At 64.6% G+C, this 21,927-nt stretch carries 19 protein-coding genes; 1 reads left to right on the top strand and 18 read right to left on the bottom strand.

Features of this window, described 5'->3' with window-relative positions:
• Positions 1–378 (top strand): helix-turn-helix domain-containing protein (locus M8523_RS32860; protein ID WP_282589058.1); only part of this gene is annotated, 378 nt, incomplete at its 5' end.
• Between the two features lie 139 nt (positions 379–517).
• Here M8523_RS32860 and M8523_RS32855 read toward each other — a convergent pair.
• The 18 genes from M8523_RS32855 to M8523_RS32770 form a co-directional block, all read right to left on the bottom strand.
• The gene (locus tag M8523_RS32855) at positions 518–2,251 is read right to left on the bottom strand and encodes a GMC family oxidoreductase (protein ID WP_282589057.1); all 1,734 of its coding nucleotides are present in this window, start codon (positions 2,249–2,251) and stop codon (positions 518–520) included.
• On the bottom strand, positions 2,248–3,555 hold the full coding sequence (locus tag M8523_RS32850) for an NAD(P)/FAD-dependent oxidoreductase (protein ID WP_282589056.1): 1,308 nt from the start codon (positions 3,553–3,555) through the stop codon (positions 2,248–2,250). Before M8523_RS32850 ends, M8523_RS32855 begins: the two co-directional genes overlap by 4 nt.
• A complete protein-coding gene (locus tag M8523_RS32845; protein ID WP_282589055.1) occupies positions 3,555–4,277 on the bottom strand; it encodes an HAD-IA family hydrolase in 723 nt (240 codons plus the stop codon). Before M8523_RS32845 ends, M8523_RS32850 begins: the two co-directional genes overlap by 1 nt.
• Before the next feature lie 504 nt (positions 4,278–4,781).
• The gene (locus M8523_RS32840) at positions 4,782–5,969 is read right to left on the bottom strand and encodes a hypothetical protein (RefSeq protein WP_282589054.1); all 1,188 of its coding nucleotides are present in this window, start codon (positions 5,967–5,969) and stop codon (positions 4,782–4,784) included.
• Positions 5,966–7,219, bottom strand: coding sequence for a hypothetical protein (locus M8523_RS32835; RefSeq protein WP_282589053.1), 1,254 nt, complete (start codon positions 7,217–7,219; stop codon positions 5,966–5,968). Before M8523_RS32835 ends, M8523_RS32840 begins: the two co-directional genes overlap by 4 nt.
• A gap of 182 nt (positions 7,220–7,401) precedes the next feature.
• Positions 7,402–8,352 carry a LysR family transcriptional regulator gene (locus M8523_RS32830; RefSeq protein ID WP_282589052.1) on the bottom strand — a complete coding sequence of 317 codons (951 nt, stop codon included), beginning with the start codon at positions 8,350–8,352 and terminating at the stop codon, positions 7,402–7,404.
• Positions 8,353–8,540: 188 nt separating this feature from the next.
• Positions 8,541–8,732 (bottom strand): SDR family oxidoreductase, encoded by a 192-nt coding sequence (locus tag M8523_RS32825; RefSeq protein WP_282589051.1) that lies wholly within the window; start codon positions 8,730–8,732, stop codon positions 8,541–8,543.
• 172 nt (positions 8,733–8,904) lie between these two features.
• A complete protein-coding gene (locus M8523_RS32820; protein ID WP_282589050.1) occupies positions 8,905–10,008 on the bottom strand; it encodes a mandelate racemase/muconate lactonizing enzyme family protein in 1,104 nt (367 codons plus the stop codon).
• A gap of 72 nt (positions 10,009–10,080) precedes the next feature.
• Positions 10,081–11,316 (bottom strand): aromatic ring-hydroxylating oxygenase subunit alpha, encoded by a 1,236-nt coding sequence (locus M8523_RS32815; protein WP_282589059.1) that lies wholly within the window; start codon positions 11,314–11,316, stop codon positions 10,081–10,083.
• A 38-nt stretch (positions 11,317–11,354) separates the two neighbouring features.
• Positions 11,355–11,972 carry a dimethylsulfonioproprionate lyase family protein gene (locus M8523_RS32810; protein ID WP_282589049.1) on the bottom strand — a complete coding sequence of 206 codons (618 nt, stop codon included), beginning with the start codon at positions 11,970–11,972 and terminating at the stop codon, positions 11,355–11,357.
• Entirely contained in the window at positions 11,969–12,781 is an 813-nt protein-coding gene (locus M8523_RS32805) for a pyrroline-5-carboxylate reductase family protein (RefSeq protein WP_282589048.1), read from the bottom strand. The genes M8523_RS32810 and M8523_RS32805 overlap by 4 nt, the downstream gene beginning before the upstream one ends.
• A gap of 44 nt (positions 12,782–12,825) precedes the next feature.
• Positions 12,826–13,587 carry an SDR family NAD(P)-dependent oxidoreductase gene (locus tag M8523_RS32800; protein ID WP_282589047.1) on the bottom strand — a complete coding sequence of 254 codons (762 nt, stop codon included), beginning with the start codon at positions 13,585–13,587 and terminating at the stop codon, positions 12,826–12,828.
• 59 nt (positions 13,588–13,646) lie between these two features.
• Positions 13,647–14,630 carry an aldo/keto reductase gene (locus M8523_RS32795; protein ID WP_282589046.1) on the bottom strand — a complete coding sequence of 328 codons (984 nt, stop codon included), beginning with the start codon at positions 14,628–14,630 and terminating at the stop codon, positions 13,647–13,649.
• 84 nt (positions 14,631–14,714) lie between these two features.
• Positions 14,715–16,283, bottom strand: coding sequence for an ABC transporter substrate-binding protein (locus tag M8523_RS32790; RefSeq protein WP_282589045.1), 1,569 nt, complete (start codon positions 16,281–16,283; stop codon positions 14,715–14,717).
• Between the two features lie 123 nt (positions 16,284–16,406).
• The gene (locus tag M8523_RS32785; RefSeq protein ID WP_282589044.1) at positions 16,407–17,753 is read right to left on the bottom strand and encodes an NAD(P)/FAD-dependent oxidoreductase; all 1,347 of its coding nucleotides are present in this window, start codon (positions 17,751–17,753) and stop codon (positions 16,407–16,409) included.
• Positions 17,750–19,267 (bottom strand): aldehyde dehydrogenase, encoded by a 1,518-nt coding sequence (locus M8523_RS32780; protein WP_282589043.1) that lies wholly within the window; start codon positions 19,265–19,267, stop codon positions 17,750–17,752. The genes M8523_RS32785 and M8523_RS32780 overlap by 4 nt, the downstream gene beginning before the upstream one ends.
• Complete coding sequence (locus M8523_RS32775; RefSeq protein WP_282589042.1) at positions 19,264–20,175, bottom strand: dihydrodipicolinate synthase family protein; 912 nt, start codon at positions 20,173–20,175, stop codon at positions 19,264–19,266. The genes M8523_RS32780 and M8523_RS32775 overlap by 4 nt, the downstream gene beginning before the upstream one ends.
• A 466-nt stretch (positions 20,176–20,641) precedes the next feature.
• Entirely contained in the window at positions 20,642–21,373 is a 732-nt protein-coding gene (locus tag M8523_RS32770) for a GntR family transcriptional regulator (protein ID WP_282589041.1), read from the bottom strand.
• Positions 21,374–21,927 lie beyond the last annotated feature (554 nt).

Here is a 21,927-nt window from a genome sequence, read left to right as displayed (position 1 = left end):
AAAGTCCAGGACTACCTGATTGCGCATGTCGGCGAGCCGGTTCCGGTCAAGCGCATGGCCGATGCTGCCGGCACAAGCGCCCGCAGCATCGCTCGGCTCTTCGTAAAGGGGTTGCGGCTGACGCCGCTCGATTTCGTCGAGAACGTCCGGCTCGACCAGGAGCGCAACCTCCTCGAAGCAACCAACTTCGCCTTGAAGGCCGTGGCGTTCGACTTCGGCTTCACGGGCCTTGAGCAGATGCGGGCCGTCTTCCAGCGGCGCCTCGGCCTCAACCCGCAGCGCTCACGGGAGAGTTTCCAACTGGTTTGTAGCCCTCTTCTACCTGCTCTGTGTTTAGCCGCCGCGACGGCTCGCGGCACCTCCGTCGTGCGCCTTTAAGTGCAGCGCGGGCGTTCTCAACGCCGGTGTTCGCTTGGCCCTAAGAGCAACGGCACCTCGGACAGGGATTTCGCGGCGATCCAGAAAACCAAATAGCGACAAATTACGACACGCTGAACGCAGAGCCTGCGAGCGTGCATCAACGGCCCGAGTGTACCTCGGACCGAATTGAGTCTGCGATCTTTTCCGCGATCATGATGGTCGGCACGTTGGTGTTGGCGCAGGGAATCGAGGGCATCAGCGAGGCATCGCAGACGCGCAGCCCGTCGGTGCCGTAGACGCGTCCCGCCGCGTCCGTCACCGCGAGAGGATCATCGGGCGCACCCATCCGGCAGGAGCAGGTGGGATGCCAGGTGCCGCCGACATTGGTCATGACATAGCGGGTGAGGGCCGCGTCGTCGGCCAGGAGATCCGAGAGGCCGATGCCGCCGGTCACGACCGTCTTGATCAGCAGGCGGCGCGCCGGGCCGGCGACGTCCAGCAGGCCGGCTAGGGTTCCGCGTTGTAGCGCGAGGCCGCGGCCGGGTCGCGCTATGGCCGCGACACGCGGCGTGTAGCTCGCCGGGAAGGCGGCATCCGTCATGGCGGTCATCATCGGGTGGGTGAGGGTGGCGGCGCCGAGACGCAGCGCGCCCTTCAGCCGCTCAAGGTCCCGCCAGTCCGACAGCATGCGGAAATCGACCAGGGGCTCGATGCGGGGATCGGCCGAGCCCAGGCGCACCGCGCCGGTCGAATAGGACTTGTTGACCCAGAAGAACAGGCTCCCGAGGCGGAGCCCGACGGCATGCCAGCCCGAGCGCGATAGGATCGCGCCGTGCATGTCGCCATCCGGCGTGCCGTCGAGCCCGGAGGAAAAGCGCAGGATCGCCTGCTCGTGGTGCTCGTCCGGGTCGCGCACCCGGCCCTCCGGCCGCAGATAGGCCGAGACCGCGATCGAGGGGTGTTCCATCAGGTTGCGGCCGACGCCGCGCCGGTCCGCCGCGACCGGGATCGCCAGGGCCGCGAGGTCGGCGCCCGGGCCGACGCCCGAGCGCATCAGCAGGGCAGGGGTGTGGATGGCGCCCGACGAGACGACGACATTGGCGGCCGCGATCGTCTCCTGGCCTTCGCCGCCCTCGGCCGGCCGCAGCACGGCGCCGATCGCCCGCCGGCCCTCGAAGACGATCCGCTCGGCGAGCCGGCCGGTGACGATCCGCAGGTTGGGCCGGCGCCGCACGGCGGGCGTGAGATAGCCCACCGAGGTCGGCACCCGCTCGCCGGCCTCGCCGACCACCGCCGCAGCCGCGAAAACGCCGGGCTCCCATGGCCCATTCTGATCGGCGCGGCGCACGTGGCCCATGGCGGCAAGCGTCTCGGCCACGCGCGTCACGAAGGGCGAGAGGCGCTCCGGCGTGAGGCGCCGCACCGGCAGCGGGCCGTCCAGCCCGTGCAGCGGACCGCCGAAATCGCAATCCCGCTCGAGCTTCAGGAAATACGGGAGACAATCCTCCCAGGACCATCCCGTCGCGCCGCGCGCCTCCCATTCGTCGTAGTCGCTCGGCGCACCGCGGTTGGCCAGCAGCGCGTTGATGGCGGAGCCGCCGCCGAGGAGGCGCGCCTGTTCGTAGCGCCGGTCGGCCCGCTCGTCGAGATTGCCGGGGGGCTGGCCCATATAGGCCCGCAGCGAAGCCCAGATGTTGCCCGTATCGAGATAGGCCCGGCCCGGATAGCGGCTGCGGATCGCGGGCGGCATGGTGTCGAGCGTGAGGTCGCGCCCGGCCTCCACGAGGGTCACGGTGAGACGTGGTTCTTCCGACAGCCGCGCCGCCAGCACGCACCCCGCCGAGCCCCCGCCGAGGATGAGATAGTCGGTCGTTGCAGCGCGCTGCGTCACCGGCCGATCGAATCCATGAACTGGTACCAGCCTGCAACCAGCCGGACGCCGGCCTCGCGCAGCGGATAGAACGGCACGGTGCGGAAGCGCGACGCGTCGAGCAACGCCAGATCGGGGGTTTCGCCGCGCACGAGCGCCGCGCAATATTTGCCGAGCAGGGTTGACATCGCAACGCCCGATCCATTGTAGCCGGCGGCGAACAGCACCCGGTCGTCGATGCGGCCGAGATGCGGCAACCCGTCGAGCGTCATCGCCACGAGGCCCGACCAGCGATGCTCCACCGCCGTGTCGGCCAACGCCGGAAAGGTGCGCACCATGGCGGCCTGCAAAACCCTGAACGCGCTCTCCGAATCCGCCGTGCCGAAGGCGCCGCGGCCCCCGAAAATCACGCGGTCGTCAACCATGCGGAACCAGCGCATCATGCGCCGTGTCTCGACATAGACGCGCCGCGTCGGCATCACGGCGCCCGCGAGATTGGCGCTGAGCGGCGCGGTCGCGATCATGGCGCTGCGGAAGGGAATGATTTTTCGGCGCAGCGGCTCGCTCGCCGCCGTTCGGTCCGAATAGCCGTTGGTGGCCAGGATCGCGGTCTTGGCCCGCACCACCCCGTCGGGTGTCTCCACCACGATTCCGTCGCCCTCGCGCCGCATGCGCAGGGCCGGCGTGCCCTCGTGCAGGCGGACGCCGGCCGCATCGGCCGCCGCCACGAGCCCGCGCAGGTAGTTCAGCGGGTGGATGGCCCCCGCATGGGGCGAGCGCACGCCGCCCACAAAGCCGTTCGAACCGGTTTCCGCCGCCACCTCGGCCCGCGACAGCGCCGTCACGGCCCGGTCGCCCATCTCGGCCCGCATCCACTCCAGATCGGCGACCGCGCCGGCCAGCGAGACGGCGTTGTGGGCGCCCTTCACCTGGCCGACGCGCCGGTAATGCGCGGGCGCCATGCCATGGCGGTCGACAAGCTCCTCCAGAAGATCGACGGCCTCGTGGGCGATCGCATACATGCGCCGCGCCACATCCATCCCATGCGCGGCGGCGGCCTCCGCAAAGGACAAGCGGAACTTCGCCGACACCACGCCGCCGTTGCGGCCGCTGGCCCCCCAGCCGAGGGAGTTGGCCTCCAGCACGATCGGCTGCAGCCCGTCGGCGGCGCAATGCAGCGCGGCCGAGAGCCCCGTATAGCCGCCGCCCACGATCGCGACATCCGCCTGCACCTCGCCCGCGAGCGGCGCGAAGGTCTGGGCCGGCACCGCCGTCGCGGACCAGAGCGAGCGGATCGGCGGCTCGGGCCGCAACGCCTGCGGCATCAGCGGTCGCGGGTCGGCGTGTCGAAGGCGGCGTCGACCGCGTCCGCAAGCTGGGCGAGGGTGGCGAAATGGTAGTCGGGCTTGGTCACGACCTTGGGTTCGGGCGTGCCGCCCCAGCCCTCCTGGCCCTGGCGGCGCTCGATCCAGCACGTTTTGTAGCCGAGCTGCCGCGCGATGCCGATGTCGTGGTGCTGGCTCTGCGCCACATGCAGATTGTCGCGATGCTTGTAGCCGAACGCCGATTGGCGTCCGCGATTGTAGGCGAAGAAGGTTGGGTCGGGCTTGGCGACCCCCGTGTCGTCAAAACACACCGTGTCGTCGAAGGGGTCGCCCAACGTATGGGCGTAGCAGGAGAGCGCCACCCGGTCGGCATTGGTCATGGCGACGAGACGATAGTGGCGGCGCAGCCGGCGCAGCGCCTCGGCCGAATCCGGAAAGGCCGGCCATTGCAGCACCGCGGTCTGAAACCCTTCCGCATGGGCGTCGTCGTTCGGAAAGCCCAGCTCGGCCGCGATGTGGCGATAGACGTCGCGGAACACCTGGCTGGAGCGCAGATAGTTCCGCTCGCGCCCGACCAGATAGACCTTGTAGATCGCCGCATCACTGAGCTCAGCCGGCGTCTTGCCCGAGGCTCGGCGGAGGTAATCCATCACGCCTTTTTCGAAGTCGATCAGCGTGCCGACGACGTCGAAGGTGAGGAGCTTGAAGTCGCGGAGGGACATGGGGTGGGGGGTTCCGGGGTTGAGGGGGCGGGGACGCCAGGGGCACCCGCCAGGGCGATGATTGCGCGGAGGGGGAGACGCTGGAGCTGTCAAACTCACGAACCCGCTTATCCGTGCCGACAAACATGGTCGTCGCGGCCCAGTCCAGCAAGAGTCAAAAAAGGCCTGGACTGCATAACGCCAGATCATGTCGTCCACGTCACAGGGCGACCTCGGGCTGACACTTGTATCGAGACCAGATTGGGGGTCAGCAATGGGTGGCTTAGGAGGTTCGCAAACGTAGCTGGTTCGACGCGAGCGCAGGCGGGCGTGTCAGTACCTAGACTAGGGGTGCCGTATCTCGGTACGTACCGAGCAGTCAGCCAAAGTGTTTGAGGGAGCAGTTTCGGGAATGGCGATAACCCTCTACTTCTACTCCACCATGCTGCGAGGCCGCCTTGTCGCGGATCATTTCACCAAGAACGGTCCAATGCCGCCGAATTCGGCATTAGTTCTTTTGCAATTTCATAATAGTTTGCCGTGATCGGCCGGTGCCACAATTCCCTCCGAAGACGACAAAGCGGAAGCACTGGTCGTCACTTCCTTGGCGCTGGCAGAGGTTGGAACATGCTTCGGCGGATTCCAAGCTTGAGAGAAGGCGAGACGATCGATCGCGACGAAGTCTAAGACTGCACCCAAAAAGGACTTAGAATCGATTGTAAGATCATCGAACGATGGGCACTCGATCAAAAATGCCGCCTGTTCGAGATCCCGCGCAGCGTTGAATAGGCGATCAGAATTTGTCATTTTAACTACAATCTCAGCCAGGCTTTCTGCCGGCACAGACTGCAGCGCTTCATTGAACCGAGTATGGAATATCTCCGCAAGACTTGCGCCGTTGGGCGTGTAGTCTCGTATCGCAGCTTTTGCCCAGCGAACCTTTTCAGCTGTGCCTTTTGGGTCATCCCCGAACCGGATTGCGTCTGTCAAGCTGGCCAGGCGCTCATGATGCGGACGCAACGCAGACTCGCCTGAAGCAAAATCGAGCGCTGCGGCAGCGATAGCCGCGCTGAAATATGCAAGCCTGGTGAAGACCTGAGCGGGCAATGAACCGGGATGCGCTTCAACTGCAGTCTTAGCAAAGTATTGCGCCCCATCGATGGCTGTATTCGCGCACGATGGTCCGAACCGATCAGCAACAGCCGACTTCACTGAGGCGAAGGCATCACGCACATTCTTAGATGACCGCGATGCGTCAATTTTGGCAATAAATTCGCCGAGATCCTCGTCTGAAAGACGAGAGGAAGCTGTCAGCCTTTGGCTCGATTTCAATCTTTGCAGATCAGCATTGTCGATCCACAGAACATTGTGCTTTCGTGCTAATTCCCTCAGTGAGCGCCGCGTGTCGCTTGTTGCGATTCCGGTCGCTTCGACCTGAATTAACTCAGCCAGGCCTTTTACGAAGAAAAGGCGTTCTGCGGCTTTGGGCTGGGCGTTATCTTTGATGTCGATGATGATCCGGCGGCGAGCAAGCGTCGCCGATCGTTCATAGAGCCAGAGATCGATATCAGTCAGTTCGTCGCCGCCGTGCCGCAATTTCACGCCACGCACTACGAAAAAGCCTGCGCCCAAAAAGTACGAGCGCACTATTTCTTCGGTTTCGAAGCCTTTCTTTCCGGTCTTCTTGGGTTCGCTGTTTGGCTTGGCGTTCATAGCCCCCCTCCGCCGCGAACTGCGCTTAGAAGTGAACGAGTCTGCGCCCGGCTCGTAGATGACTGTCCTTTGCGAAGGCCGACGCGCGCTGCCTCGGGGGCAGTATAGCTCCTCATCCCGGCGCTTGGCAGCGTTTCCAAAGCAGCCGCGGCAGCGTTCCTGCCTTTCAGAACTTCCAGTGCAATCACTCCAACTTCGCGTTTGAGCAGTCGCATCTTGAATCCGTAACCGGAGGGTTCGGTTTGGACAACACGTTCAAGTTCCAGCGCTCGATAGTCGTTGCCGATAGCCGTGGCCGGTCCCACCGACCCGCCTCGGATGAGCTTGCCAAGTAGCAGATCGATACCCCAGATCTGGCCACGAGCGGATGAGCTGTGCGTCATCCCGTAGGTCAGGGCTGCAACGAGAGCCTTCGCATGGTCAAAAGCGTCTTCCGTCAAGGGGTTACTAAATTTATGGAACGCTCCTGGTGACATTATGAAAACATGGTCGCCAGCTTCATTGGATACGATATTCATGTCATACAAAGCCGCTGCCCGTACTTTCGCAAACAATGGCTCGCCGAGAATTTTCGTTGCAGTAGCCGCCGTAACAGCGCCTCTTGCCTTCACCTTAGTATCGAACTCAACGATCTTAGTCTGTTCAGCGGAACTAAGAGAGTCGATTACCTTTTTTGCTTTGGAGGCGGTATCGCGGCGAAAGAGGTTGCCGTTGAACAGAAGCTTCTCAGCCCCCTCTCCTTCAGCATCGACAAAGCCGATCTGTGATGCTTGCCGGACAAAGTCGGTAGCATCTGCCTTTGTTAGCCTATGAGTATCGCCCAGAAACTCGATCGCGCCACTTGCGCTGACCGGAGCCTGCGAGGACAGCTCCGCTAACGTGATGGCGGCCCTTTCGGTCGCTTGGGGTTCGTTATCCTCAAAAAGGTCAGCAGCGTGGGTTAGCGCAGACGAGCCGGTCACACCCAATACCGACACTGCGCCAGTAGACGAACGGTCGATGAGCCTGCGTTTTTGAAGATGGTCTAGACAAGCCCCAAGCTCAGTCTTAGGGTTAAGATTACCAATCTTTGCAGCCGCGGTAACTTGCTCTGCGGTAAGGGTGGCTTGATCACTCTCCCCAAGGCGTGCAAGGAGTCCCGCAGATTTCGCGGCCAAGTCGATAGCGCTGAATTCGGCGGCTCCGCGCATGTCTGCAGCGACCTTACGGCCATGATGGACCACCCACGCGCCGGTAGTCTGTTTTTCCATGACATACCCCGCCTATGACTATCGCCTACGTACTGCGGCCTAGAAAAGGAGTGCGTAAACCAAGATCCAACCCGTCCCAATTGACGAGCTCCTTTCGGCAAATCCGGCGCTGTGGCTTCTAGGCACAACGACGAGAATCTGCAATGGGTAGCAAATCGCTTACGCCGAATGGGTTCTGAGCGTCAGGCCACGTCAGCGGGCGCCTCCAGACTCACCTCCCTGATCCGCAAGTCGGGATGCAGCCCACCCACCGCCTCCAAATCCCCACTCATCTCCCTCACCAACCACTCCCGCACCGCCCCCGCCGCCGCCCGCACCGGCCTGCCCCTCGCGGAGACCAGACAGCACCGCCGCTCCAGCCGCAGCACATCCCCAGCCGGCACCAGGGCGCCGGTCTTCAGGGCGTGGGAGACGACGTTGATCCAGCCGAGCGCGATGCCCTGGCCGAGCAGGGCGGCCTGCAGCACCACGGCGTAGTCGGCGAAATGCAGGAGGTCGTGGGGGGTGTCGGCCCCGCCGGCGTGCAGCCGCTCGATCCAGTCGGTGGGGCTGCCGTCGAGGTGGATGAAGGTCGCCTCGCCCGTCGCCACCCGCCGATCGCGATAGGCGGGGCTGCAGACCGGAACCACGACCTCGTTGACGAAAAAGGTCGTGTCGAAGCCGGTGTCGCCCGGCGCGAGGTAGCGCATGCCGAAATCGACCGTGTCGAGCGGCCCTTTCAGCGGCCCGGGAATGAGCTGGAAGCGCAGGTCGACCTGGGGACAGGCCTTTTGCAGCGCGCCGATCCGCGGCATCAGCCAATGCGTCGCGAAGGCCGAGGAGACCGAGAGCGTCACGGTCTCGAGGCCCGTGGTGCGGCGCCGCAACTCCTCCAGCGCGCCCTCGATGCTGCGGAACCCCTCCGTGACGCCGCGGAACAGCAGCAGGCCGTCGTCGGTCAGCGACACGCCCTCGCCGCCGCGCTGGAACAGCCGCGTCCCGAGGTGGCGCTCGAGGCGCCCCAGCATCCGGCTGACGGCGGGTTGCGTCACGTTCAACTCCGCGGCCGCCCTGGTAAAACTCCGCTCCCGGGCGGCCGCTTCGAAGACGAAGAGGGCGTTGCTGGAGGGGAGCAGTCGGCGCAGCGAGGTCATTGCGTGCATTGTGCCGGTTCTTGGCGGGTTGGGAAGCGGGGCGTTCCCCTTCTCCCCTTGCGGGAGAAGGTGGCCCGGAGGGCCGGATGAGGTGTGAGGCGCGCAAGCGCCTGCGGCGCTTACCCCTCATCCCCCGCTTCGCGGGACCTTCTCCCGCAAGGGGAGAAGGGGACGCCCGACCCGCTCACCTATGGCAGGCTGAGCTTGGCCGTGCGGCCGCCGTCGACGGTGTAGATCTGGCCGGTGACGAAGCTGCTCTCCTCGGCGGCCAGGAAGGCGACCGGGGCGGCGACCTCCTCCGGCACGCCGGTGCGGCCCACCGGATGGATGCCGCTGCGCCCGCCGGTGACGAGGGCGACCTTGTTGGCCAAGCGGTTCATGAGTTCTTTCCAAAGTGAGTGCTTGCGACCGCAAACCCCTCATCCTGAAGAGCCCGCGCAGCGGGCGTCTCGAAGGATGGGCCAAGGACTGAGCTGCGGCCGATGCTTCGAGACGGCCCTTCGGGCCTCCTCAGCATGAGGGCTGTGGAAGGTCCAAACACCACCTCTCGTGTCAGAACGCGGCGACGGGGTCGCCGAAGGCGGCTTCGTCGGGCACGACGCCGAGACCGGGGCCGGTCGGGCGCGCGATGTGGCCGTCGGCGATTGTGACGCCGTTCCGCGCATCGTAATTGCCTTCGATATAGGGGGCGGCGAGCCAGACGCCCTCGTTGAGCGCGGGTCGGACCGTGGCGCCGATGTGGGTGCAGGCGGCCGCGATGATGTCGCCGCCCCAGGCGTCGTCGCAGGTGTGCGGCAGGTTCAGGGCGTCGCAGACGTCGCGGAAGGCCGTCATGGGCTGCAGGCCGCCGATGCGCGTGACTTTCATGCCAAAGCCGTCGACGAGGCCCGAGCCGGCGGCCGCGATCGCGGTGGCGAGGCTGACGCCGTTCTCGTCCATGTAGATGGCGTGCTGCACCTGCGGCCTGATCTTGCGCAGATCCTCCACCGTATTGCAGGGCTGCTCCAGGATGAAGGGGATGTCGGGGCACTCGCGGCTGACGCGCATCGCATCGCGCGTGGTCCAGTTGCGGTTGGCGTCGACCGCGAGCCGCATGCCGCTGCCGCGGATCGCCTCCCAGGCCTTGCGGATCGCCGCGATGTCGATCTCCACCGGGCGGGCGCCGACCTTCACCTGCAGCCGCGGATAGCCCTCACGGCGTTTCTCTGCCGCGATGCGGCCCGTTTCGTCCGGCTCGGCCACGCCGATCGAATAGTAGGACGGGACCCTGTCCGTGAGGGCGCCGCCGAGAAGGTCCGAGACGCTCACCTTCAGGTGCTTGCCGAGGAGGTCGTAGCAGGCGATGTCGACGGCGGCTTTCACGTAATTGTGGCCTGCCAGCAGAGCGTCCATGCGGCGATGGATCGGCAGGGGCAGGAGCTCGGCGCCGATCAGCCCCGGCGCCATCTCGACCAGCGCCGCACGGGCGCCCTTGGCATGGGCCTCGGCATAGGTCGGCCCCACCGGGCAGGTCTCGCCCCAGCCGACGAGGCCGTTGTCGGCGACGATCTTCACGAGCGTCGTGTCGAGGGCCGAGACCACCGAGCTGGCGATGCGGTAGGGGCCGTTCTTCACCGGAAGATCGTGCTGGTAGATGTGGAGCTTGGCGATCTTCATGGGGGGCCGTGGGGGTTGAGTGAGCGAATTGGCGTCCCTTCTCCCGCTCTCGCGGGAGAAGGGGTGCGCGCCCTATTCGGCTGCGAGCAATTGGCGCTCCGGGGCCGTCCGGAGCAGCGTGTCGGCGTACCAGTCGCCGAATTGGATCACGCCGGCCTCGTGGTCGAGCGAATAGGGGCCGGGGCGATAGCCGGGCGAGAGGATGCCGCGCTGGTTGTCCTCGACCACCTTCTGGTCCTCGGCGTTGGTGGCCATCCAGACCTCGGTCAGCCGCTGGAGGTCGTAGTCCACGCCTTCTACCGCATTCTCGTGGACCAGCCATTTGGTCGTCACCTCCGTCTCCATGGCGCTGATCGGGGTCACGCGGAAGACGATCGCGTGATCGGACAGGAAGTGGTTCCAGGTGCCGGGATAGAGGAACTTGAGGAGGGAGCCCGCATCCTTGAACGGAATGGTGGAATTCGGCTTCGCGACGGCCGCCTTGCCGTCCATCGTGTAGCTCTCGGCCCCCTCCAGCAGCGGCGTGCGCACGAAGCGCCACACGCCGTCCGGCGCGACCTCATAGGCCGACGGCGCGCCGACCGCCTCGCAGCGGGCCACGTGGACATCGAGCTCATTGGCCAATCCACCGGCGCCGTTGCCGATCAGCCGCGCATCCTCGGGGAAGGTCCGGCACAGGGCCGGGTGGTTGCTCTTGCAATGGTAGCACTCGCGGTTGTTCTCCCAGACGAGCTTCCAGTTGCCCTTCTCGACGATCGTGCTCTCGAAGGCGATCTTCGAATGGACGAGATCGTGGGGTGCGAGGTAGCGGGCAGCTTCGGCGGCGAAGTCCTCGAAGGGCGGAGCGGTCTCGGCCAGGCAGATGTAGACGAGTCCCGCCACCTCGCGGCAGTGGATCGGCCGCAGGCCATGCTCCTTGGGGTCGAAGTCCGGCCCCATGTCGCGGGCGAAGGCGAGCGAGCCGTCGAGGCGGTAGGTCCATTGGTGATAGGGGCAGACGAGCTTCGGGCGGGAGCCCTTGGGCTTATTGCACACCACCGAGCCGCGATGCCGGCAGCTGTTGTGGAAGGCGCGGATCACGCCGTCCTCGCCCCGCACGATGATGGCCGAGTAGTCGCCGACATTGTGGACGACGTAATTGCCCTTCTTCGGGATTTCGCAGGCCGGAATCGAGAACAGCCATTCCCGGTACCAGATGCGATCCATGTCGACTCGGAACACGCCGGGATCGACGTAGAACGGCCGCGGCAGCGAATGGTTGGGGCGGCGGCTTTTCGCGAGCGCCAGGACGTCGGTTTCGCTCAGCATCGTTTCGGCTCCGTGGTAGTTCACCGACGTCTTCCCTTTCATGGGCGCCGCACAGGCCGTTCCACCCACAGGAGCCAGATGGCAAACAGGGGCGAGGCATCGGACGCCATCGCATGCCGGATGCTCGGCTCGTTGTAGAGGGTGCCGCCGATACCGGGTTCGAACCAACCGGACTCGCCGTGCTGGAACCTCCCCGGCGAGAGGACAAGGTAGACTTCTTCAGGCGCGTGAGTGTGGTCGGGGTAGCGGACATGCGGGGCCATCAGCGATACGCCGATCTGCATGTCGTTGCGGCTCTCGACCCCCCCGGGGCCGACGATCATCGCATTGGCGTGTCCCTCGAGCCAGTTGGCGCTCGCGTGGGGGCCGCTCGCGCTGCGGGGCGCCCAGTAAAGCGATGGCTCGAGCGCCTGGAAGGCGTAGGCGATACCGGCCATTGCGGTGGAGTGCCGTCGTGCAGCGGCGAGAGCGTCGGGCAGAGAACTATCCACAGCGGCAAGGCGCTGAGCTTTTCCGGACCCGGGCGAGCCTGGCGTTTCGAGGGCTGCATAGATCCTGCCGATAGCGTCCGATCCGGCGCGATCGAGGTCGGACGCGGCAAGCGCGTCGTGGACGCTCGACAGGAAGGTTTGGAGTGCTGGGGCGCGCGGCGTCATCGAAGCTGTCCCGTCAGCCCTGCCGCCATAGCGGCGGCCTTCTTCGCCGCGGCATCGAGCCCAGCTCCGACGGCCGTCTTGAAGCCGCAATCGATCATCGTCTGCAACGCGGCGGCTGTCGTGCCGCGGTAGTCGATCATAGCCTGCACCACTGGAGCCGGATCCTCATGCTCCGCAAGGAGTTGGCTGGCGTCTATCAGGACGGACTTGGCGGCCCGGCGCGCGAAGGATAGCGGCAAACCTTGGGCAACGGCCTGCTCGATCATCGCCTGGGCAAGAAGGCCGGGGAAGGCCGCTCCCGAGCCGCACAGCCCGGAGCAATAGTCGATGTGGCGCTCCTCGGGCACCTCGTCGCCGTCACCGCAGCATTCGAACAGCGTCTGCACCAGGCGCTTGTCTTCCGGTGTCACAGCCGCGGCCGCAAACCAGGGCGTAAAGGACTTGCCGATGGACATCGCCGCGTTCGGCATGGACCGGACGATCCGCTCGGCACCGGTTCGCTTCGCGATGATCGCGGCGGGTATGGCCGCCATCAGCGAGACGACGAGTTTCCCAGACGCATCGATCACCACGGCGGGATATTGCTCTGGCCGAACCGAGAGCAGGATCACGTCCGACTGACGGGCGAGTTCGCCGTTGTCCCGCGTCCAGGTCGCGCCGGGGATGTCAATCGCCCCCCGGGTGCCTGATCGGCTCGACAAAACCAGGCGTGCCGGATCGATCACGCCCTTCGTCACAGCGGAAGATGCGAGCGCGTTCCCGAGCCAACCGTTGCCACCGATGATGCCGACCCTTGCCGCGATCGTCATTGGAAGGTCCTCATGATGTCGAGCGCTCCCGCAACACGTCTTCTTCAGTAGACCGCCTTGGCGCCGCTGACCTCTAGGGTCGCCCCCGCAACATAGCGCGCCTGATCCGAGGCCAGGAAGGCGATGCAATCCGCGATGTCCTCGGGCTCGGCGATCCGGCCGAGCGGTACGGTCTCGTTCAATTGCTCGACGGCCTTGTCGGGATCGAAGCCGCGCTTGGCGAAGCCGGTGCGGAGCATCGGCGTGTTGACCTCATTGGGGCAGACGGCATTGACCCGGATGCCGTCTCGCGCATGGTCCCGCGCGAGGCATTTGGTCAGGCTCGCGACTGCAGCCTTGCTCATGATGTAGGCCGGATGGCCCGGGCCGGCGTAGATCCCCCAGGTCGAGGCCACGTTAACGATGGCGCCGGATTGCTGGGCCGTCATATGCCGGATGGCGGAGCGGCAGGTGTAGAAGACCGCCGAGAGGTTGACGTCCAGAGTCAAGGCCCAGTCCTCGTCGGTGGTTTCGAGAATGGTGCCACGGGTGATGATCCCGGCATTGTTGATGAGGATGTCGATGCGGCCGTAGCGCTCGACGGCTTGGTCGATAAGGGACTGGCAGAAGGCCTTGTCGCAGAGGTTGCCCTCGACAATCGTGTAGGTGGTACCGGCCGGCAGCATGGCGGCTGTCTCGGCGACTGATTTCGCATTGGCGTCGGCGAGCACGAGGATCGCGCCTTCGCCAGCGAACCGCCTGGCGATCGCTCGGCCGATGCCTCCACCCGCGCCGGTAACCACGGTGATCTTGTCGGCGAACATCATGGCAGGCCTATCCCCGATTGGCGTCGCGCGACGCATGTCAGTCGACGGCGTGACGGCGGTCACTGCCCGGTCATCCGGCTGAGGTGCGCCGGGTAGCGCTCCCCGTGGATTTCGATGCCGGCCAGCGCGGATTCGATCCCACGGAGATCATCGGCTTCGAGCGCCAGCGTCGCACTGGCCAGGTTCTCGTCAAGCCGATGGAGCTTCGTGGTGCCGGGGATCGGGACGATCCAGGGCTTTTGGGCCAGCAGCCACGCCAGCGCGATCTGGGCCGATGTCGCGTTCTCGCGGATGGCGATCTGCGCGATCGCAGTCACCAGCGCCGCGTTGCACCTGCGGTTTTCCTCAGAAAACCGAGGCAGCCTCCGGCGGAAATCGTCGGCCGCCAGGGTTGTCTCCGCCGAGATCGCTCCCGTCAAAAAGCCTCGGCCCAGCGGGCTGAAGGGGACGAACCCGATCCCGAGTTCATCGAGCAGCGGCAGGATCTCGGCTTCCACCTCGCGATGCCAAAGAGAATATTCGCTCTGCAGAGCCGTGACCGGATAAACTGCATGGGCGCGCCCGATCGTTGATGGACCGGCTTCCGAGAGCCCGAAATGGCGCACCTTGCCGGCCTGCACTAGGTCTCCGACCGCCCCGGCGACGTCTTCGATCGGGACGGTCGGATCGACGCGATGCTGATAGAACAGGTCGATGCGATCCGTCTTCAAGCGCCGCAGCGACGCCTCGGCGACCGATCTGATGGTGTCCGGCCGGCTGTCAAGTCCGCCGGAATCGACACCATCCTTGAAGCCGAATTTCGTGGCCACGACGACCTGGTCGCGGAACGGCGCGATGGCCGCGCCGACCACCTCCTCGTTCGTGAACGGTCCATAGGCTTCGGCGGTGTCGAAAAAGGTCACGCCACGGTCGAAGGCGGCCCCGATGAAGCGAACCGCATCGTCCTCCGCCAAGGCCGTCCCGTAGGCAACACTCAGGCCCATACAGCCGAGGCCGATGGCCGAGACCTCAGGTCCGTCGCGTCCCAGTTTTCGCTTTTGCATGAAAACCTGTCTCGTCGGGCGAAAGCTTCGATCAAGTAGTGCGGCGGGAACGATCAGCCTCCCGCCGCAGGGCAACTTATTGGCTCAGGAGAACCAGCACTTCTCGGCGACCTTCTGGTCGCACATTTCGTAGCGGGGGTGCGGGAACGTCCCCATCAGCTTCTTGCCATAGCCGTCGAGGTAGTCGCCGACCGCGTAGCAGACCATGCCGCCGTCCTCGGCGATCAAGTGCTGGGCCTGCGCGTAGATCTCCTTGCGCTTGGCCTCGTCCAATTCCACGCGCGCGGCGAAGAGCAGCTTGTCGAATTCCAGGCTGTGCCAGTTGGTGTCGTTCCAGTTGGCGGTCGAGAGGAAGGTCTGCGAGAGCTGCGTGTCGACAGACGGGCGGCTGAACCAAAGAACGGCGCAGAACGGCACCTTGAGCCAGACGTTGCTCCAGTAGCCGTCTCCCGACACGCGCGTTACCTTCATGTCGATTCCCGCGGCCTTTAACGCTTCCTGGAACAGGACGCCGGAATCCGTCGCGCCTGGAAAAGCGCCTTCGGAGACCTGCAGCTCGTAGCTCGGGCTGCCGGCCTTCTTCCACAGGAACTTCGCCTTGTCGGGGTCGTAGGTGTGGGGCGGGTTGTTCTGCGAAAAATACTTGTTCGACGGCGCGATCGTCGAGTCACAGCCCACGGTCGCGAAGCCCTTGTAGACGGTGTCGATGATCTTCTGCCGGTCAATGCCCCATTTCAGCGCGTTGCGGGCGTCGATGTTGTCGTAGGGAGCCGTGTCGCAATGGGCCACGAAAGCGAGGCGATTGCCGGCGCCCTTGGTCTGCACCACGTTCACCTTGGGCGACTTCTGCAGGAACGAAACGGTCTTGGGATCAAGCCGGTTCGCCGCATCGATCTGCCCCGAGAGCAGTGCCTGGCTGCGGGCGGACTCATCGGGGATGTACTTGAGCTCGACCGAGTCGAACCAGGCACTGTTGGGTTTCCAATACCGGCCTGTGTTCTTGGTGAGGGTTCGGACGCCGGGCTCGAAGCTTTCGAGTTGGTAGGCACCCGTTCCGTCCGGCTTCGACCAGTCCGTCCAGCCGTTCGGTACAACGTAGAAGTGATAGTCGCTGAGCGAATAGGGCAGGTCGACGTTGCCGCTCGAAAGCGTGATGCCGACCTGGGTCGCGCTGAGCTTCTTTACCTCGGTGATCGCGCTGATGAGGTCCTTGCCACCCGACTTGGTGTCGCCCCGATGCAGGTTGATCGAATAGATGATGTCGTCCGCGTCGAGCTTCTTGCCGGAGTGGAATTCGATGCCCTTGCGAACGTTGAACACCCATTCGGCGGCGCCAGGCTTGGTCTCCCAACTTTCCAGGAGCTCGCCTTGGGCATTGCCTTGCTCGTCGATGTCGATGAAGGCGCTGAAGATCTGGTTGGCGATGGCGATCGGGATGGCATCCGAATAGGTGCGCGGGTCGAGGCTGTCCGAGGCGCTGCCGCCCGCCATGCCGAGGCGCAGGGTGCCGCCTTTTTTCGGGGCTTCGGCCGCACGCGCGGTCGATCCCAGAGCTCCCAATCCCAGGCCTGCCGCTCCGGCACCGACCAAAAGCTGCCGTCGATCGAATGAGAGACCGGCGGTGTCGCCGAATAGTGATCCATATCGCTTCATCTCAGGCACCCTTCCTTCTGCTTTCATGCGTGGTCAAAAACCTCGTGAGTCGCGGCATCGACCTTTTGCCGCGTGCTTTTTGGAAAGGGCGGGACCGCCGCCTCCCAGTGCTTTAAAGCCAAGCTAACCTTCACGGCCGGCTCGCAATTCCTGCCATCGGATGACCGAGTTGATGCCCAAATAAGCAAGCGGCACCGGAGGCAGCCGCTTGGGAGCCGGTTGCGCCGCATAGTCCTCGAGGATCGCCGAGCGGGTGCCGGTCGCGAGTTCGGCTGCCATCATGCCGGCCAGCGTGCTCTTCACCGTGCCGAGTCCGTTCTCGCAGCACGCCGAATAGAGCTCCTCCTCGACCTCGCCGAAGGCCGGAACATGGTTGCGGCTGAGGCAGAGTCGGCCGGCCCAGCTAAACTCGAACGGCAGGCCGCCGAGCTGCGGGAAGCGGGCATCGAAGGACCGCCGCTGCTCGCCGGCAATTTTTGCAATCCGACCCTCGGAGACCTTGATGCCCGGGTCGAACGTAAAGCGGGTGCGGATGACGATCCGCTCCTCGCCGCTTGGGCTGATCTTGCGCACCGTTGCGCCCATTGGATCCGCTGGCAGCAGGCCCCAGGCCGCTGCTCCCGTCTGCCCATGCCCCGCCATGCCAGGGCGTAGCGCCCGCGTCATAGAGGCATAGGTGAAGATGTGCATGAGATGGCCGGCGAAATGGCCGAAGTCCTCGATGTGCCCGTTTACGGCCAGGATCGCCTTGGGGGCTCGCACTGTGCCGCTCGGCGTGCGCGCGGCCCAGACGCGCGCCTCGCGGCGCAGTCCCACCACCGGCGAATTCTCGAAGATGTCGACCCCACCACGCAGGGAGGCGGCTAGCGTTCGGATGTAGTCGGCGGGTTGGATCATGCAGGCACCGGGCGTATGAAGGCCACCTGTGTAATAGGTCGTGCCGGTCAGCGCCCGCATGGCCCTCGCATCGAGCAGTTTGAAGGGCTCGCCGGCGCGGGCCAGAGCGCGGGCGAAATCGGCATTGAGTTTCTCGCCCCGAGGCGTCGCCGCGGCATTGGTCTTGCCGCATGGGCTGAAGGTCGCGGTCGACATGCCGAGTTCGGCGGCGGCATTGGCCGCGAAACCGATCGCCAGACGATTATGGGCAATTTCCTGCTTAGCCTGGGCAGCATCGCCCGGCGAATATTCGCCTGAGGTCAGGTCGTGCGGCAGGTCGATCATGAAGCCGGAGTTGCGGCCAGCCGGCCCTTGAGCGACCTCGCGGGCATCGAGCATCACGATCGTCTCGCCCGGCCGCAACTGTGTCAGCCGCCGCGCCGCCGAGAGGCCGGCGAAGCCGGCCCCGATGATGAGCCAATCCGCCGTGCGGTCGCCGTCGAGCACCCGGACGGGCATCCGCCGCTCGCTCAGCGCGAGCCAGCCGGAGGACCCGGTGTCGATAGGAAGGCGGCGGACAGTTCGATCGCTCACCTGACCGTGTCGTCGACGGAGCGGTCGGAGATGTCGATCCAGATCGTCTTGATCTCCGTGTATTGGTCGTGCGCGAAGATCGACTTGTCACGCCCGCCGAAGCCGGATTCCTGGAAGCCGCCGAAGGGGGTTGTGATGTCCCCCTCGCCGAAGCAGTTCACCGTTACGGTGCCGGCGCGGATCTCGCGGGCGGCCTTCAGCGCCTTCTTGAGGTTGCCTGTATAGATCGAAGCGGCGAGGCCATAGGTCGTGTCGTTGGCGAGAGCGATGGCTTCCGAGACGCTGTTGAATGTCGTGACCGTAAGGAGCGGCCCGAACACCTCTTCCTTGAACAACACGCTTTCTCGCGTGACCCCGGCGACCACGGTCGGCTCGATGTAGACGCCGCCCTCCATCTTGCCGCCCGCGATAAGGTCGAGCTTCTCGTCCTTGATCTTGTCAATGTAGGATTTTACCTTGGCGAAATGCTCGCGACTGACCAGAGCCCCGACGCGGTTGGTGGGGTCGAGCGGATCGCCCATCCGCCACTCCCGCATATAGGCCTTGATGCGGCGGAGCAGATCGTCCTTGACGCCCTCGTGCACAATCAGACGCGAGGTGGCCGAACAGTTCTCGCCCATGTTCCAGAAGGCGCCGAGCACGACCTGCTCGGCCACGAGGTCGAGGTCCTCGGCATCGTCGAACACGACGGCGGGGTTCTTGCCCCCGCATTCGAGAACGACCCGCTTCATGTTGGAATCCGCCGCGTAGCGCAGGAAGCGTTTTCCCGTCGCGGTCGAGCCGGTAAAGCTCACCATGTCGATGCCGGAATGCAGGCCGATCGGCTCGCCCACCTCCGGGCCACCGCCCGTCACCACGTTGAGCACGCCCGCCGGCACCCCTGCCTCGAACGCGAGCTCGGCCAGACGGAGCGCCGTCAGCGAGGTTTCCTCCGCCGGCTTGACGATGACCGAGCAGCCAGCCGCCAGGGCCGGGCCGATCTTCCAGGCCATCATCAGCAGCGGGAAATTCCATGGCAGCACGCAGCCGACGACGCCGATCGGTTCACGCACCACCAGGGCCATCGCGGCATGACCCACGGGCGCGGTGTGATCGTAGATCTTATCGATCAGCTCCGCATGCCAGCGGATGGTGTTGACCGTCTCGGGTAGGTCGATCGTCTGGCACTCGGCGACCGGCTTTCCGCTGTCGAGGCTTTCGAGAACGGCAAGCTCATGCCGGTTCTGCTCGACCAGCTTAGCGAAGGCAATGAGGACACGCTTGCGCTCAGCCGGTGCCTGGTTGCGCCAGCGGCCGTCCGCGAACGCGTCGCGCGCCTTCTGCACCGCGAGGTCCACGTCGGCCCGGCCGCAGGCGGCTACGTGGGCCAGCTCGGCTCCGGTCGCGGGATTGACGGTCGGGAAAGTTTCGCCCGAGATCGCGGGACGAGCGATTCCGTTGATGAAGGCATTGCCGCCGAGCGTCATTGTCTCGGCAATAGCGCGGTACTCGCCGGCGGTGAGTAGGTCGCTCATGAGTTACTTCCCGACGTAATATGCGCGATCGTTCGCTTGAGAGTCGTCACGACCGTCTGCAGGCTGCGCTTCTCCTCGCCGTTCATTGGCCGCAGCGGCGGCCGGACCTCGCCGACCTTGAGCCCCGCGATCTCGCAGCCGAACTTTATGCACTGGACGAACTTCCCGCCGCCTTCGAGCACGGCCATCAGCGGCAGCAGGGCCATCATGATGGCGCGGCCTTTGTCGAAGTTCTTTTCCAGGACGCAGGCCTCGTAGAGCGCGATGTGCTCCCTCGGCAAAAAATTGGAGCCGCCGCAGACCCAGCTCTTCGAGCCCCAGGCAAAGAATTCGAGCGCCTGGTCATCCATCCCGCAGGACATTTCGATATGCGGGAAGTCGCGCGCCAAAAGGTGCACGCGGTTGATGTCGCCCGAACTCTCCTTGATGGCCTGGAAGTTCTTGGAGCGTCCGACGCGGGACAGAAAGGTCTCGCCCATCATGACACCGGACCGGCCGGGATAGTTGTAGAGCATGATCGGCAGGTTCGCGGCCCGGTCGATCGACAGGGCATGGATCGCGTTCTCGCGCTCGGTCGGCAGCGCGTAGGGCGGCGAGGAGACCAGGATGGCATCGGCGCCGATCTCCCGGGCGTGCTTGGCATAAGCCACGGAGTCCTCAGTCCGCGTCGCGCCGGTGCCAATGATTAGTGCGGTGCGGGTCTTGATGACGTCCTTGGCGAGGACAGCCAGGGCGAGACGCTCGTCAGCCGTCTGGGCATAGTATTCGCCAGTTGATCCACCGACGACAACGCCATGGACACCGGCGTCGACCAGGCTCTCCAGCACGGTGGCGAAGGCCTCGCGATCGATCTCGCCGTTCGCCGTGAAGGGCGTTACTGCCGGAGTGTAAATGCCTTCGAACTTCACGTTGCAGAATTCATTTTTGAGGCCCGTGGTCAGAGCTTTGTCCAGGAAGGTTGCGCCGTGCGATCCAGGTGAAGCGAAGATGATCGCTCAGTTGAGCAGTGGGAGATCTTTCTCGGCACGCATTGCGCCGAGACTTTCTCTCCGCGCTCAAAAAGCCGTTGCTTTTCTGTAGAAACGTAAACCATGACTCGGTTGAGATTGGCTGTCTCTGCTACGCTGTGCGACTTTCCGATGACGCGAACATCCCACGACGCGCAAAGATCGTCAACGTCATTGTATTTCCAGGATACACAATTTTAGCGCAGAGATTATGCATTTTGCCAAAACCGCGCGCGCGGCAGCGTGAACCGGACATGTGCACTGGGGGACTGATCACTTGGGCGCAGACTTGCGGTTGCCAGAGTTGCCTTGTAGCGAGCGCCTACTATCAGGCGCTGCTCCGCGGCAGCAGCGGCGACGGTCTGCTTCAGCTCCGCGCCACTTTCGCTGTCCGCGGTCTGGGAGACAGCTCGGGGCTGAGCCGCTGCATCGCCTCCGAGGCGAGACCCTGCGGCGCTATGAACATCTCCATGTCCCGGCGCGACAGGTCCCAATGCGCGTGCACCAGTCGCACTACGGCGGCCTCGTCCCGCTCGCCGATCGCGGCGACGAACTGGTCGTGATGGTCGCAGGCGATGGCAAGGTTCGCTCGCATCTCAGCAGTGTGAGGCCGAAAGAACGTATGCCCAATCCGCGCGTGATCGATCAGAAGCTTGTTGAAGCTGGGCTGCAGGAACGCGCTGTGGGCCATTAGACCGATGTTGGCATGGAAGGCGTTGTTCTCGACCACCATCGTTTCAGCATCGCCCCCCGCGATCGCAGCCCGAAACCGCTCCTGGCAGGCCTTCAATTGATCCATCTGGCTTGATCGGAAGCTCTGGACCGCGAGCCGGCCGACCGCCTCGTAGATGAGAGGAGCGACGAGAAAGAAATCCCTCAGCGTGGCATGGTTCATCGGGATGACGCGAGCGCCCCGATTTTCCCGGATTTCGATGTAGCCTTCTCCGGCGAGCCGTCGCAGCACATCTCGAACTGGCGTGCGTGAGATCCCGTATTCCTCACTGAGTTGCACTTCATCGAGGTCGTGATCTGGCTCGAGTTCAAGCGTCAGGATCTGCCGCCTGAGCGTGTCGGCCAGCGCGGTCTTGCCCCCCTTCATCGATCCACCATGACACAAAATCACCTCATGATAGAATACATAAATTATTTTCGACATGTACAGAAACTGGATCCGGGTCCTGCAGGAATGTGGAGCCGCGGATCGAGCTTCGCCTCGTGCGTCTGTTATGGCTTGTCTTGGCGACTAATGCAGACTGACGGCTTCCGGCCAAGCTCGCCAGTTCGCGGCCAATCAGCTTCAGCTAAAGCAGACCTCCCCGGCATCGTCGTGTCGGCAGGCGTCACCCGAACTCGGCGGACGATTCAGCCCGAAGACCCGGGCAGCTTCCCGGCGACTCTTGCCTTCCATGAACACGAAGTGCCGAACGGCGGCGTAGACCTCCACGGCAAACATCCCGGCCACCCCAAAACGGGCAGCCTATCCACTGACCGGAGATTGCTCCGCCCGCGTCAGCACATCACAGACGCTCCAGTGGCCTGCTTTGCCACCGCCGTGCATACACGCTGAACCGCCCCAGGTTTGCCGGAGGCCCCAACTCCTGAAAGGACGGGGCTATGACAAGCAAGACAACGAACAAGTTTTCGCCTGAGGTC

The organism is Lichenifustis flavocetrariae (assembly GCF_026130545.1).
Classification (GTDB): domain Bacteria; phylum Pseudomonadota; class Alphaproteobacteria; order Rhizobiales; family Beijerinckiaceae; genus Lichenihabitans; species Lichenihabitans flavocetrariae.
The sequence above is the reverse complement of the archived record's forward strand: the minus strand, read 5'-3'. Positions and strand labels throughout refer to the sequence as shown.

Excerpts from the sequence above, each read along its gene's own strand:
- M8523_RS32840 (WP_282589054.1), bottom strand. The coding sequence starts at position 5,969 with ATGAACGCCAAGCCAAACAGCGAACCCAAGAAGACCGGAAAGAAAGGC.
- M8523_RS32800 (WP_282589047.1), bottom strand. The coding sequence starts at position 13,587 with ATGATGTTCGCCGACAAGATCACCGTGGTTACCGGCGCGGGTGGAGGC.
- M8523_RS32770 (WP_282589041.1), bottom strand. The coding sequence starts at position 21,373 with ATGAAGGGGGGCAAGACCGCGCTGGCCGACACGCTCAGGCGGCAGATC.
- M8523_RS32850 (WP_282589056.1), bottom strand. The coding sequence starts at position 3,555 with ATGCCGCAGGCGTTGCGGCCCGAGCCGCCGATCCGCTCGCTCTGGTCC.
- M8523_RS32845 (WP_282589055.1), bottom strand. The coding sequence starts at position 4,277 with ATGTCCCTCCGCGACTTCAAGCTCCTCACCTTCGACGTCGTCGGCACG.
- M8523_RS32815 (WP_282589059.1), bottom strand. The coding sequence starts at position 11,316 with ATGCTGAGCGAAACCGACGTCCTGGCGCTCGCGAAAAGCCGCCGCCCC.
- M8523_RS32790 (WP_282589045.1), bottom strand. The coding sequence starts at position 16,283 with ATGAAGCGATATGGATCACTATTCGGCGACACCGCCGGTCTCTCATTC.
- M8523_RS32795 (WP_282589046.1), bottom strand. The coding sequence starts at position 14,630 with ATGCAAAAGCGAAAACTGGGACGCGACGGACCTGAGGTCTCGGCCATC.
- M8523_RS32835 (WP_282589053.1), bottom strand. The coding sequence starts at position 7,219 with ATGGAAAAACAGACTACCGGCGCGTGGGTGGTCCATCATGGCCGTAAG.
- M8523_RS32810 (WP_282589049.1), bottom strand. The coding sequence starts at position 11,972 with ATGACGCCGCGCGCCCCAGCACTCCAAACCTTCCTGTCGAGCGTCCAC.
- M8523_RS32805 (WP_282589048.1), bottom strand. The coding sequence starts at position 12,781 with ATGACGATCGCGGCAAGGGTCGGCATCATCGGTGGCAACGGTTGGCTC.
- M8523_RS32820 (WP_282589050.1), bottom strand. The coding sequence starts at position 10,008 with ATGAAGATCGCCAAGCTCCACATCTACCAGCACGATCTTCCGGTGAAG.
- M8523_RS32825 (WP_282589051.1), bottom strand. The coding sequence starts at position 8,732 with ATGAACCGCTTGGCCAACAAGGTCGCCCTCGTCACCGGCGGGCGCAGC.
- M8523_RS32830 (WP_282589052.1), bottom strand. The coding sequence starts at position 8,352 with ATGACCTCGCTGCGCCGACTGCTCCCCTCCAGCAACGCCCTCTTCGTC.
- M8523_RS32780 (WP_282589043.1), bottom strand. The coding sequence starts at position 19,267 with ATGAGCGACCTACTCACCGCCGGCGAGTACCGCGCTATTGCCGAGACA.